Raw genomic sequence first — 13,313 nt, 5'->3', positions numbered from 1 at the left:
CGCTTATTTAGTTTCCGAGTGAGTAGCAAGCGCACATCAAAAACCTTGATTACGCTTACGCTTCATCAAGGCTACATACTTGGGCTGATTTCTTAGAGCCAATGTAGTCAACGTAGCCTTGATGCAGCGCAGCGTAATCAAGGTTTTCATTCTCCATATAAATTAAGTAGTAAATCATTAGTGAAACTTTCAGCCCAATTTGCTGGCAAAATATTCGATTTTACATAATGATGAAAAGATGAAAAAGGCCAATCTTCCAACTGATTAACAAAGTGATGTTTGATAGGGTTGTAATGAATGTAATTGACATGGTTTTCGAAATCTTGTTGATCTCTTATAGTGTGTTCCCAAAATCTTCTTTGCCATAAGTCATACTCATTATGCTTTGATTTACTCAAAATATAACCTGATTTTCTAACTCTTTTTGAAAAGAGCGTTTTAATTTTCTTCCATCTTAAAGAATAATCCTGATCATTCGTGGGTAATTGCCATATAGTATGTAAATGATCAGGTAGAATCACATAAGCTTTGATAGCAAATGGGTGTTCATTTTTGACAGAGTGTATTGCGTTTCTTAACAAATCAATCTTTTCGATCAGGAGTGGTGATTTTCTATTCCGTAGGGTCACAGTAAAAAAATAAGTAGCTCCTGGAATAAAATTCCTTCTGTACAAAACCTTGATGCATTTGAGTGGACTATTGCTAAGATTAAATAATATGTTTAAAGAACCTGCTTGTAAATTCTTAGACTCTTGATTCTTTCGAGGAGATTGAAAACCTTGATTTCGCTGCGCTGCATCAAGGGGTCCATGTTAATTTTAGAGTGAGTAATTATCTATTAGGCGAATATCCCCAATCAGAACCGCGATGAAACGTCTGTTTTGGTATTCCTCAATATACTCTACAGTAATACCATTCTCGCGCAATTCCTCTAATAATGACTCGCAGGATTTGTGTTGATGAAAAATTTGCGCAAATTTATCAGCCTTTAGACGTTGCTCGGGGTTGAGTCGATTGTTACGGGAACTAAATGCCAGTTTGCTTTTCTCACGAATCGTCGGACAAGCGATCACCTCAAGATCCATGAAAAACGCTTTTGTCATCTCGTTTATTAACAAATATTGCTGGTAATCCTTTTCACCAAAATAGGCGCGATGAGGTTTGACAAGATTGAGTAATTTCATGACGATCGTAAGGACCCCGGTAAAATGACCCGGCCGATGTTTGCCTTCCATCAACTGACAAAGCTCGGTTTCTTGGATTTGAAAGCGATAATTGTCTTTATAGATCGCTTGTTCAGTCGGTATCAAACAATAATCCACACCTAAATTTCTCAGCAGATCCAGGTCTTCCTCTAATGTTCGTGGATAATGGATAAAGTCCTCAGAGCGATTAAATTGAGTTGGATTAATAAAAATACTTGCTACTGTTACGTCATTTTCTTCCTTGCTTTTGCTATACAAGGATGCATGTCCTGCATGTAAATTCCCCATTGTGGGTATAAAACCTAGCGATAAATGAGTGGGTAGAGAGCGACGAATAGCTAGCCATTCATCTAGATCGTGAAAAATTTGCATTGAATACTCCGGATGACAAAAAACCGAATTACCGTGGTCAAGCCACGGTAATTCGATGTTCTAAAAGTCAATCAACAAAACTCGAAGATCGAGTTAACTTAAAAATGCCTTGTTATAGAGCCCTGACTCAAAATGCATGCTCCGGAGCAGGAAATTGAGCTTGCTGTACTTGCAATGCATAATTATTGATTGCTTCCAGTATTATTTCTTTACCTTGCGCATAATGTTTCAAGAATTTAGGCTTAAATTCAGTCTGTAACCCTAAAAGATCATGCCAGACCAATACTTGTCCATCTGTTCCTCCTCCGGCGCCAATGCCGATGGTAGGGATGCTTAATGCTTGTGTGATCTCCGTTGCTAGCTGCTGCGGAACACATTCGATGACTAAGGCAAAGCATCCTGCGGCCTCTAAAGCAGCTGCTTGTTGCTTTAACAATGCCGCTTGATCTTGGTTTTTCCCCTGAACTTTATAGCCTCCTAACAGATGAATCGATTGAGGCGTTAAACCGATATGACCAATAATCGGAATGCCAGCGGTAACAAGGTAATGGATTGATTCGCAAGTATCGGGGTCAGCGCCTTCAATTTTTACAGCATGGGCGCCCGCTTGTAATAACTGACGTACATTGGCAACGGTTTCTCCTTTTGACACACGATGCCCCAAAAAAGGCAAATCACTGATCAAAAATTGCTGTCCTAGAGCCCGCGCAACGGCTTTTGTGTGTAAAACCATCATTTCCATGGTTGCCATGACGGTTGTATCATGGCCATGAACGGCCATTGCAACGGAGTCTCCAACTAAAATACAATCAATATGCGATTCGGCAACGATACGGGCTGAAGGGTAATCATAGCAAGTGATCATGCTGATCTTGGATTTTTCTTGCTTTTTGCGTTTAAAATCATGAATTTTCATGCTACTACCCCCTTTAAAACGAGGGTGATGGTCGCAATAAAAGCATGTGGGAACAAAACGGGTACCTGTCTCATGGATCAAGTCCTCCAATAGTTGATTTTATAGTGTTAATGTCACCGCAAAAAGTCGGCGCAAGAATATCTTAAAGAACGCGCATGAAATTGCAAGATAGGCTATTATTTGCATGTTTAAAATTATTTAAGTTGTTTTATGTCTCTAACTGAAAAACTATATGGCCCTGGCGAGCATCCTTTTGTTTTCACTGGTGCTGAAGGCTCACTCGAAGGTCTATTAACTGTCCCGGATGCGGTGAATCACCATTTTGTTGCCCTCTTAGGCCATCCTCATTCATTGCAAGGTGGTACCATGAATAATAAAGTAGTGACTACCATGGCTCGGGCTTTTAAGGAGCTTAAAATCCCAAGCTTGCGTTTTAACTTTCGTGGGGTTGGACAATCCAGTGGTTCCTATGATGATGGCCGCGGTGAAAGTGAAGACATGTTGCTTTTGTTACAAGATTGGCAAAAAGAAAAAAAGGATGTACGCGTTTTATTTGCCGGTTTTTCTTTTGGTTCCTATGTTGCTTATCGAGCAGCGGCTCAACATCCTCATGAATTGCTAATTACCATCGCCCCGCCTGTGCATCATTATGATTATCGTGGATTTCAACCCGCTCCTCATCCCTGGGTCATTGTCCAGGGTGACGAGGACGAGGTTGTGTCACCTTCGGCTGTATTTGATTTTGCAAAGGAATCAACACCTACACTGCCAGTGATTTGTTTTGAGAATACAGGTCACTTTTTCCATGGAAAATTACTTGAGCTTAAGGCAAAGCTTATGGATGCGATTCGTACAAAGGTGCCTGAGTTATGATATTGCTAAAGCGATATGAGGAGGCCATCGCTCAGGGAGAGATAGAGGATGATGCTCTACAGAGGCAAGTTTTAACCTCCATGCAAAGACTGGCTGACGAGTTACAGTTACCGCGCCGTTCTTGGTTAAATTGGCTACAAAAAATACCTGCGCCTATAGGACTTTATATCCATGGGCCTGTGGGAGTAGGTAAAACATACCTCATGGATTTATTTTATGCAGAGATCGATGAACAGCAAAAAGCACGAATTCACTTTCATCACTTCATGCAGCAAGTGGATGGCCAGCTAAGACGCTTGCAAGGGAAAAAAGATCCACTACGTTACATTGCAGCTGATTTTGCCAAGACCATTCGCTTATTATGTTTTGATGAATTTATTGTTAATGATGTCGCTCACGCTATGATCTTGGCGGAGTTGCTGCAGGCCTTGTTTGCAGAAGGGATCATTTTAGTTGCAACGTCAAATACACCTCCCGATGACTTGTATTTAAATGGCATACAAAGGGCTCGCTTTTTACCTGCAATCGCACTCATCAAAACCCACTGTGAGGTTATTTACTTAAGTGAAAAGCGGGATTATCGCCTTGGTCGAGAACCTTTGCATACAGCCTATATCTTTCCTTTAGGGCCAGCAGCTGACAAGATGCTTGAAGAGCAATTCTCGGCTATTTCGCAACACAGCCAGAATGCTGGTCACTTAAATGTGCAAAATCGCATGATTCCTTTTATAAAATGCAGTGAAAAAGCCGTTTGGTTTGATTTTAATGTCATCTGTAATTTACCCCGAAGCCAACTTGACTATTTAGAAATTGCTGATCGGTTTGATACCGTGTTTATTTCTAATATCCCAATCTTGAGTGAAAATGATACTGTACGTGTGATTTTGTTAATTCACTTTATTGATGTAATGTATGACCGGGGTATTCGCGTTGTCATGTCAGCTGCAAGTCCACTCGCAGAGTTGTATACACAAGGAGAAATGAGTGAGACATTTAAACGCACGCTTAGTCGCCTGCAAGAAATGCAATCAGTTGACTACTTAAAAAGACACCCACGAAGATTAACGCAAGATTTGGTTTAAGCAACTTCATTTATTTTAAAAGGAGATCATATGGCTATTGAAAGTATTGATGCTGCAACATTGAAAGAGTGGTTGGATAGGCAAAATGCTGTTCTTATTGATGTGCGTGATCCTGAAGAGCATGCGGCTGAGAATATTCCTGGGGCTATCTCTATGCCGCTGACAACCATCTCAAAAAATACTTTGCCCAACCCAGGAAACAAGCGACTTGTTTTTCATTGTAAGGCTGGTAAGCGAAGCCTAAATGCTTGTGAGAAACTGATCGCAGAAGATCCATCTCTTCATCTTTTTTCGCTTACAGGTGGAATTAGTGCCTGGGAAGAAGCCGGCTATGTGGTTAATAAACCATAAAACTCGATCTTCAAGTTTTTATTGTTTGACTTTTAGGACATCGAATCGAATTACCGTGGCTTGACCACGGTATCCATAGTCATTGAGGATCGCTGGATCCCGTGGTCAAGCCACGGGAATTCGTAAAAATTTCATAAAATCGAGACCAAGAATGCTTATTTTTTCTCTAAAATGAGAATGATTATCGATATCATTTATGTTAGACTATCATTTTAATTGGATTTAAAAATTACAAAAGATGCGCATTAACGAGCTTGTAAAGGGTGACCACGTCCGGTTAGTTGATTTTGGCCAAACAAGTGTATTGTACCGTAGGAGATTGTTATCTCTAGGGATTACACGAGGTGTGGAAATCTCAGTGATTCGGATAGCGCCCTTAGGTTGTCCTGTGCAAGTAGAAGTACGTGGTATTTCTTTGACGTTGCGTAAAGAAGAGGCTGCTGAGTTAATTTGGGAGCCTGTATGACGCATGTTCTTTTGGTGGGTAATCCCAATTGTGGTAAAACCACATTATTCAATGCCTTAACGGGTTCTAACCAACGCGTCGGTAACTGGCCTGGTGTAACTGTCGAAAAGAAAACAGGTTCTTATTTCCTGGGCAATCAAACCATTGATGTCACTGATTTGCCAGGGATTTATTCTTTAAGCTCGTCAACAGCTGCAAGTCAAGATGAACGAATTGCCGCAACTGCCTTGGTTACTTTAGATACTGATATGATTATCAATGTGGTTGATGCTTGTCACCTGGAGCGTCATTTATATTTAACAAGTCAACTCTTGGAATTAGGGAAGCCTGTCGTTGTTGTTTTAAATATGATGGATATTGCCAATCAACGCGGTATTGCCATTGATAACCAAGCCTTGGCGCAAGCGTTAGGTTGTCCTGTTCTGCCCTTGCAAGCACATAAGAAAATAGGTATTGATGCTTTGAATGAAGCTTTGGGCAAAAAACATGCTCCCCCGAAGCCACTTGCACTGGAATTCCCTGCAAAAGTTAAAGAAACCCTCGTTGAATTAAGACAACAGCTGTTAAAGCAAAAGATTGCTCCATTGTTGGTAGATTATTATGCGAGACGAATTGTAGAGGGAGACAGTATGCTCCTATCTATATCGCCGACTTCCCGCCCCCACGATTTATTCGCGGGGTTGACCGCGGGATCCATAGATCTTGCAAGTTCGCTGGATCCCGCGGTCAACAAGCTGCGGGAAGTCGACAAAGAAGACTTTGATATCATCTGCGCTGACGCACGCTATACAAAAATCCATGAGCTCGTGCTAGCAGTGCAAAAGAAATGCAGTGATGCCAGTGAACATTTCACAGCGAAGTTGGATCGTATCGTGTTGCATCGTTACTTGGCCTTGCCTATTTTCTTGGGACTCATGTATTTGATGTTCTTGTTTGCTATCAATATTGGCGGCGCCTTTCAAGATTTTTTTGATATAACCACAGACACTATCTTTGTTCAAGGTACAGCCTGGCTGTTACAACAACTTCATACCCCGCATTGGTTAATTGCTTTGCTTGCAAATGGTCTCGGTAAAGGGATCAATACGACCTTGACTTTTATTCCCGTTATCGCCGCCATGTTTTTCTTTTTATCCTTGCTGGAAGCTTCCGGTTATATGGCTCGTGCTGCCTTTGTTGTTGATAAAATCATGCGAGCCTTGGGTTTACCAGGTAAGTCGTTTGTACCAATGATTGTGGGCTTTGGTTGTAATGTTCCTGCGATTATGGCTGCGCGAACACTTGATTCAGAACGCGATAGATTACTAACAGTGATGATGAGCCCGTTCATGTCTTGTAGTGCTCGTCTGGCCATTTATGCCGTGTTTGTCGCAGCATTTTTCCCTACCGGTGGACAAAACATCGTTTTTTCTTTGTACCTCCTAGGTATCGTTATGGCAGTGTTCACTGGTTTTATTTTGCGTAATACGATACTACGCGGACAGGCTTCACCGCTGATCTTGGAATTGCCAGCCTACCATAAGCCAACGTTAAAACGCCTTTTTCGGGAAACATTTTTACGTCTACGCCATTTTGTTATTCGTGCTGGTCGCTTAATTATTCCTGTTTGTGTCATTTTAGGTGGATTAAATTCAATAACCTTACAGGGTGGTATGAGTACTGGTGAAGCAAGTACGCAATCGTTATTGTCATTGCTGGGACAATGGCTAACGCCTGTTTTTGCGCCCATGGGTCTGCACCAGGACAACTGGCCAGCAACTGTCGGTCTATTGACGGGAATGCTTGCTAAAGAAGTCGTGGTGGGCTCTTTAAATTCACTCTACGCCCAGGTAGGACATCTAGCGCAGGTAACAGCCGCTAATTTTGATTTTTGGGGTTCTCTACAGTCGGCTTTTTGGTCTATCCCACAAAATCTTAGCGAGCTGGGGCAAGCCTTGGTAAATCCGCTCGTAGCTAGTGCCCCAGATGGTGCGCTTTCGCAATCCGTTTATGGCATGATGGTTGAGCGTTTTGATGGCAAAGCAGGTGCTTATGCCTACTTGGTCTTTATTTTGCTCTATATACCTTGTGTCTCAACCATGGCGGTAATCAGACAAGAAGCTAGCAAAAAAATGATGTGGTTTTCCATTATTTGGTCTTTTATTGTTGCTTATACCACTGCAGTTTTAATTTATCAGTTAGCAACGGTTGCTTCTCATCCGCTGCAATCCATAACCCTGGTTGTCATCATGATAGTTGGTGTTACTGGCTTAATTGTATCTTTAAAGCGACGCTCAAGTGGGGGGATTTATGTTGCTGCAAATTCGTGATTACTTGCGCCGCAAGCAAATCGCTAGTGATCAACAAATGGCACGGGAATTTCAAGTTGACGTTCAAGCATTGCAACCGATGCTGAATATATGGCTTCGTAAAAAAGTGATTGAGTGTTGTCAGGGGAATTCGGCTTGCCAGAGTCGGTGCTTTAAGTGTGCCTCAAAGCCTCCGGTCTATTATCAGTATTGTTTTACCGAAAAATAACGTTTATTTTACAGTTTCTTTTGTCTTTTAGCGGTGCTCGTTAAGCTATTTTGGGCTAAGATAATTGTATTAAATGCTATATAGGTGTTGAAATGCCCGAAGATTTTTCCACAGAAGAATATGTCGCGCTAGCAGAAGAAGGCCGGAAGAGAATATTAGCTGATGAGCCTGTTGACCCTGTGGCGCTTATCGAGCAAGTTTGGCAGATGTGGTGGCGTTGGTCTAATTTTGAAATTTTTATTATCAGTCCAACGATTGATGTCATCTCCCCGCCACTTATTATCGAACCCGAGCTTTTACCTGGAACTGACGAGCGAGAATTCGTTTACCCAATCCACGATTATGGTTTTAGATTAACTGCATCCAAAGCTTCGGAGATGTTTAGTGTCGGCATGTCGAATTGTAAATTATTTTATACCATCGAGAAGATGATTTATCTCCTGGTGGAACGTTTAAAAAGCGGCGGCGTGAGCGCGGAAACAGAAGTACAAGTGGCTTTTGGTGGGCATGAGTTGGCACAACGTAAAGCGTTCGAGTCTATTATTAACTTGAGTTATAACGTCGTAGTAACCAATTTTAATCCCGATGTTTGGGGTGAACGCTATCTGCAAAACGTGAAACGCCTTGCTGATAAAGGTTATGGCTATCCTCCAGAAGCACCTCGGGAAACATTCCGTCAATCTCGTGGCACTGAGCCAACTTTATCGCGCTAGAGGTAAATCAGCATTGTTGCAGATTTCGCCACAAGTCTTTGTCAAGCGCTCTCGAATCCCCGCGGCATCGCCCGGGTCCACATGTTAGTTTGGACATGGATACCGCGGTCAAGCCGCGGTAATTCGGGTTTTTCTGGTACATGCTCATAGAGCAGGACGTTCCTGCTCTACTTTCACCTAAAGATAATAGGTTGAATCAGGCTTCGAGGACGTTGAGGTCGACCCGAGATCATGCAATTCGATCTCTTGTGGGATGACGACAATTTTTTCTGGTTCTTCCTCAATGATATGGCTTATATTCGTTTTGTCTCTCAGGGTATTGTCATTATATCCTAGCAGTGTTTCTACGGTGGCAAGAGACATTTCGTTGATGGCCTCCCCTAACCTATCTTGCAGTTCTTTAGGAAGCTTGAAAGCCTGAAAACGTTTTATTAGCTCAAAACGTTCTTCGTGGCCTTCACTGACCTCTTCGTTGATTTCATCGATTTCTTCTTTGGATGATCGAATTGTTTCCCATTTGTTTGGTAGTTCGACCAAAGTTCCTGTTACGCTCTGATAGTATTTGTTTATAACAGATTTCTTTTCTTGTAGCTTTTCGCATGGGATCTCAACAGCCGTAATGACGTTAAGTCGTGGGGTCTCTTCCAATTCAAAAATTTGTTGTATCTGCTTTGCTTGTTCCTCTGTTTTTAATATTAAATGTAAGGATAAGCTTGAATCCGGTAGCCAAAGAAAACTGATCTCTGCTTTTTGGGGCTCTGATTTTTCATGATTAAGCAAGTCTCGCAAATAAAGTAAGGTTTCGGTGGGATAAGTCTCTTTTAAACGAGGCAGCGTTTCTAGCCGATACATCGCCTTAGCTAGAAGAGTTTGTTTTTTCATCTCATAATATCGATTAACGTCGATCATCAGTTTTGCCAATTCCTTTTGTGTAAGATTGAAACTTAAACCCTCTTCTGTCACCTTGCAGTTTAAACCAAATAGATCCTTTAGCTGTGCCTGCACGGTTTCATTTGAGGTTGTCAACGTATAAGTACCGTCTTTTTGATTTGTTAATTGAAAAGGAATGCGATCCTGAGGTCGGGTAATGCGTAGATGATTCAGAATAGCTTCATGAGAGACGATAGACGTTGGAGAAAAAACTTTCTCCATTTTATCTAGAAAGTTTACTTCCTCCTTTGTCAATGACAAACGTTGAGCAAACACCTCAAGAATTTGTTGGTTATTAACCGCGGCTTTTTTCGTCCACCCATCAAGAAGCGTCATGTAGCCGTTGAGTTCTTTAAAATTCATGTCAGTTTCTAGGGCTTGTTTTATCAAGTCTATTTTGATTTCGGCAAAATAGCGCTCAAATGGTGATAATTTACTCGTACTAATTTGCACAGAGAGGTTATCGATCAGCTGTTGATATTGTCCTCCCTCTTTGCACAAGGCTCTAATCAGACCTAAGCGATTTAACAGCGTTTCTGTGGTGGGTGTGCGTTCTTGGATACGATATAATTCTTGCCTTAAGCCAGGATAGCTTTTAAGAATTTCTTCGCTAGGATTTTCGCCGGTTATCATTTTTTTCAAAATATGGACGCCTTCCATGCGATCAGAATATTGTGTATCGTTAAAGATGCTGTAGTTGCGGTACATGATATGGCGATATAGACCAATTTTACTTTCACCTCTAAGCATTTCAGGCGCGCCAGACCCAGGATTATAAAAGCTAAAATCATCTTTTAAAGAGCCGCATACGCTCTCGCCATCATAGGTCTTACCATAGTCAAAACCATAAAAGGCTTTCCCTGCAAAGCCTTTATTTTGCGCTTCCTTGCCTACACCATCTCGATCGCCGATGGCGAGGCCAAAAATCAAATTTTTACCCAAACCGGGTATATGTTTAGAGGTTTTAATCTTGGCTTTGGGATCGTCAACTAAGACCCCCTCCCAATCGGGTGCTCCACCTCCATGGAGAAACTCTTTTAGTTCCCTCAAGTCATTTTTCCAGCCGCATGCTAATAAAGCATGAGGACCTGAGGGGCCACTCATCCACAGAATCTCTTGTTTTTGATTTTTGTCACTAAAAATTCCAGCCAAACGTGTACCCACAAACTCCCTGAGAGCTTCCACGTTTGCTTTAATACGACCCTTCTTTGCTCCACTTTCTGCATAATCGAGCTTGTACAGCCAGGCACTTAAGTGGTTGTTGTTTTTGACGGCTGTCTTAATTTGCTCGCAGAGGGCTGTAATCGTTGGGTGAAGCTCTCCTTTCGCATGCGGTTTCGCTACATGAGCATTAATAAATGTAGCGAAAGCGATTTGTTTTAATTTTAAGTTGTCTGTTGCCTTAATTGTTGCCAATAAGCTTTTATATGTTTCTGCAACTGGGCCTGTTTCACTTTCAGGAAGCGTGATGGTTGCTAACTGTTCAAAAAAAGCCTCGTCTAAATCAATAGCTCTAAAACCAGGTTCGACGCCGCCTACTTTTTCGCCATAGCAAAATTGGGTTGGTCCAAACATCGTACCTACGCGGCTTAATTCTTGTTTCTTCAATAGGCTAATTTGACCAGGCTCGGATTTTGAACTTACCCTGCTTACCGAAAAACTGGTCTTGGGCATTTCTATTTTTGGTGTTCCCAAGACGGGTGTACTGATGGACGTTTTCGTTGATTCTGACACAATGGGTTTAGGAGGTGGAAGTAAACTGTCTTTACCACCTTTTTTCTCTACTTTTTCACCTATTTCAGTCACCATCTTCAACAGTAGTCCACCTTTTTTGAATTGATAACTGGGACCTTTACTAAGAATAACTCCGAACTCTTTATCGCAAAATTGTTTAATAGACTTGCCAAGCTTACTTCCTTCTCCGCCCATGGTTCCTAAAATAGCATTATATTCATTGGCAAGCACATCAAGGAGAGCAAAAATTTTTGCATCCGAAGAAAGACTATCGTCCTTAGCGACGTCATTTACTTTTTTCTTCAGTTGATCTAATGCTGGTTTGCGATCAGTTTTGAACTTGATCTCTTGAAATGCAGCGATAATGGCTTTGTATTCGGTTTCGTAATCGTTAGAAGTGATGGTTTTGGGTTTGTGTTCCGAGAGTAAGTCCAAGTAATGGTCGGTAAATCCTTTATCTAGTCCATACGTTTTAGGATCTTCCAGATGCTTAAATGCTTCTTTATCCAGTTGCATTGCAGCGAAAAATTCTTCATTAATCTGCAAATCATCAAGCAGAAGTCGATACATAGCATTGCGCAATGGTATTGAAGCGTACTCACAATTCACAATGGTTGTCCAAGGGGCGGCATGAATATTGATCCCCGCTGTTGGAAAGTTTGGGTGACTTAACAAATTGTGCAAAGCACGATAGCCACAACTCCAAGTGTCATCTTGAGAATCATCGGAGACAACGGTTATTTCAATGTCCTCTTCATCGATATTAGGAAAGGCACTATATTGCTTAATGACACCATTGACATTGGAGGTTTCCTCATAACGAATGGCCTCGTTGATGATGTGCTGAATATTCTCCGCATCCGTTTGCATGGAGTCTCGATAATTAACAGTAATGCTAGGTCCTGTTGGATCAACGGTGATTAATGCTTCAGTCCAATGAGACCCTTGACTGCGCAAAGAGCCACTTGAACCACAATTAATGAGCAGAGGGATAGTATAGGGTGCCTCACCGTCACCATGCTTTACACGCTCAAAGTGTAAAATCATGCCAATATCTTCGGGGTTTAAGCGTGTGATGTGTACGCGGTCTTTAACGCCTAGTTTGGTCAAGGCTCTTTCTAGATCGACGTCGCTAAGCCATTCTGATTCACCAAGTTCTGCATTGAGTAATTTCTCGGCAACACCAAGGTTACTGCTTTGCGCGTGTAAATCCCGCAAAGATAATGCTCCACCTTCCTGTTTAATCGCAATTGCTTTGAGGACGGCTTCTTTTTCATTAAAGGCAAGAGCGACTGGTGGCGTCTCTTTTGAAAATTCAACAATGGAATCCAATAGGACCGTCAGTTTTTCAAAATGCTTCTTATAGTCCCGCCTAGTGACTTCATTCTCGCTGCCTATGGCAGTCAGAGACAATTTGTCATCTTCAAGGTTGTAGAGGAAGTTAAGCGCCTTGGCTAATTCGCGATAATTGTCAGGGGTATCTAGCCAGGTTGGTTGAAAAGTATCTCTAAATTTCTCCCTAAGATAGAGTTCAATTATACGGTTTTTCTTATCTTCTTGGAGGGTTTTTTGCATCTCGCTTGTAGTTTTCATATCATTCCCTTATCAATGTCGTAGCGGGAATCAAATTCATTCTCGACTTCCCGACTGTTAACTTGCCATACAAATACTGTAAACTACCCACATTAAGCAAAAATTAACCTACATGTAAAAAAAATGTAAACAAAAGCGGCCGCTTGTTATTTAGAGCTTATCGACAGGAACGCAAATTTTTAAAGGTTTCTACAAAGCGATGAGGTATGATATTTTGATTAATAATACGCAAAAAAAATAAAATTATTAGCTCACAATTTAAACGTCTGGTGTTGTAAACCCAAGACGCGTTAGAATTTATGCGAGCGGACATTAGCTAAAACAGATAAAGTGGATGCAGAAATCAATGCCCTCTTTGCCAGTAAAATGCAGCCACCCCCTATATTATTTATAATGAACAGCAAGAAACTGGTGCCAATAATGCCTGTCGAAAACAATTACTTGATATGATGATTGCCGAAAAAAATCGTTTGGGTAAGCGACACCTGAGCAAAGGGAATCAATCCAACGAGTATTGGGCGTTTTAGAAAAGGAGTTGGCATGCATTCAAGTCACTCAAGA

11 protein-coding genes are annotated in these 13,313 nt (G+C 41.6%); 7 read left to right on the top strand and 4 right to left on the bottom strand.

Annotated features, from left to right (window positions below; genetic code table 11):
- Nucleotides 1-146: 146 nt before the first annotated feature.
- The 3 genes from CKV79_RS12200 to panB form a co-directional block, all read right to left on the bottom strand.
- Nucleotides 147-674: an REP-associated tyrosine transposase gene (locus tag CKV79_RS12200; protein WP_231950122.1), complete on the bottom strand. Its 528-nt coding sequence runs from the start codon at nt 672-674 to the stop codon at nt 147-149.
- A 144-nt stretch (nt 675-818) separates the two neighbouring features.
- Nucleotides 819-1,577 carry a pantoate--beta-alanine ligase gene (gene panC / locus CKV79_RS12195; protein ID WP_028372652.1) on the bottom strand — a complete coding sequence of 253 codons (759 nt, stop codon included), beginning with the start codon at nt 1,575-1,577 and terminating at the stop codon, nt 819-821.
- A 127-nt stretch (nt 1,578-1,704) separates the two neighbouring features.
- Nucleotides 1,705-2,493 (bottom strand): 3-methyl-2-oxobutanoate hydroxymethyltransferase, encoded by a 789-nt coding sequence (panB, locus tag CKV79_RS12190; RefSeq protein WP_028372651.1) that lies wholly within the window; start codon nt 2,491-2,493, stop codon nt 1,705-1,707.
- A 210-nt stretch (nt 2,494-2,703) separates the two neighbouring features.
- Here panB and CKV79_RS12185 point away from each other — a divergent pair, with 210 nt between their 5' ends.
- From CKV79_RS12185 to CKV79_RS12155, 7 genes are all read left to right on the top strand, one after another.
- Nucleotides 2,704-3,366: an alpha/beta hydrolase gene (locus CKV79_RS12185; RefSeq protein ID WP_028372650.1), complete on the top strand. Its 663-nt coding sequence runs from the start codon at nt 2,704-2,706 to the stop codon at nt 3,364-3,366.
- The gene (gene zapE, locus CKV79_RS12180) at nt 3,363-4,448 is read left to right on the top strand and encodes a cell division protein ZapE (RefSeq protein ID WP_028372649.1); all 1,086 of its coding nucleotides are present in this window, start codon (nt 3,363-3,365) and stop codon (nt 4,446-4,448) included. The genes CKV79_RS12185 and zapE overlap by 4 nt, the downstream gene beginning before the upstream one ends.
- 30 nt (nt 4,449-4,478) lie before the next feature.
- Nucleotides 4,479-4,799, top strand: coding sequence for a rhodanese-like domain-containing protein (locus CKV79_RS12175; RefSeq protein WP_028372648.1), 321 nt, complete (start codon nt 4,479-4,481; stop codon nt 4,797-4,799).
- 238 nt (nt 4,800-5,037) lie between these two features.
- The gene (locus CKV79_RS12170) at nt 5,038-5,265 is read left to right on the top strand and encodes a FeoA family protein (protein ID WP_028372647.1); all 228 of its coding nucleotides are present in this window, start codon (nt 5,038-5,040) and stop codon (nt 5,263-5,265) included.
- Nucleotides 5,262-7,574 carry a Fe(2+) transporter permease subunit FeoB gene (gene feoB / locus CKV79_RS12165; RefSeq protein WP_028372646.1) on the top strand — a complete coding sequence of 771 codons (2,313 nt, stop codon included), beginning with the start codon at nt 5,262-5,264 and terminating at the stop codon, nt 7,572-7,574. Before CKV79_RS12170 ends, feoB begins: the two co-directional genes overlap by 4 nt.
- Nucleotides 7,555-7,782: a FeoC-like transcriptional regulator gene (locus CKV79_RS12160; RefSeq protein WP_028372645.1), complete on the top strand. Its 228-nt coding sequence runs from the start codon at nt 7,555-7,557 to the stop codon at nt 7,780-7,782. Before feoB ends, CKV79_RS12160 begins: the two co-directional genes overlap by 20 nt.
- 92 nt (nt 7,783-7,874) lie before the next feature.
- A complete protein-coding gene (locus CKV79_RS12155; RefSeq protein ID WP_028372644.1) occupies nt 7,875-8,495 on the top strand; it encodes a hypothetical protein in 621 nt (206 codons plus the stop codon).
- A 177-nt stretch (nt 8,496-8,672) separates the two neighbouring features.
- On the opposite strand, the gene CKV79_RS12150 is transcribed toward CKV79_RS12155, so the two are convergent.
- The gene (locus CKV79_RS12150; RefSeq protein ID WP_028372643.1) at nt 8,673-12,752 is read right to left on the bottom strand and encodes a hypothetical protein; all 4,080 of its coding nucleotides are present in this window, start codon (nt 12,750-12,752) and stop codon (nt 8,673-8,675) included.
- Between the last annotated feature and the right edge of the window lie 561 nt (nt 12,753-13,313).

It is taken from the genome of Legionella lansingensis, assembly GCF_900187355.1.
In the GTDB taxonomy this organism is placed as follows: Bacteria; Pseudomonadota; Gammaproteobacteria; order Legionellales; family Legionellaceae; genus Tatlockia; species Tatlockia lansingensis.
This window is presented reverse-complemented; position numbering and strand designations above follow the sequence as displayed.